This window comes from Flagellimonas lutimaris (assembly GCF_051494225.1).
Classification (GTDB): Bacteria; Bacteroidota; Bacteroidia; order Flavobacteriales; family Flavobacteriaceae; genus Flagellimonas; species Flagellimonas lutimaris_A.
In genome coordinates this window covers 1-264 of the sequence record NZ_JBNPYE010000042.1, presented here as the reverse complement: position 1 = coordinate 264, position 264 = coordinate 1, and the positions used below count along the sequence as shown (strand labels likewise).

At 50.4% G+C, this 264-nt stretch carries 1 pseudogene; it reads left to right on the top strand.

Annotated elements, in window-relative coordinates:
- Positions 1–264: pseudogene (locus tag ACQQ5U_RS19460) on the top strand (hypothetical protein); the annotation flags it as partial.

Sequence of the window (264 nt, the reverse complement as noted above, 5' to 3'; positions counted from 1 at the left end):
CGGACCCACAAGACCCTTGTGATTTTGTGCTGGATAGCCAAACGGTTGACCCTGATTCGACTTGGAACAACTCCGACTGTGATGGGGATGGGGTTACCAACGGCGATGAGACCGAGGATGGAACAGACCCATTGGATCCATGTGATTATAACCCTGACAGTATTACCCTTCCACAAAGTGGCGACTATCTAGAAGCAGATTGTGATGGCGATGGTGTGACCAACGAAAAAGAGAATGAGGATGGCACGGACCCACAAGACCCTT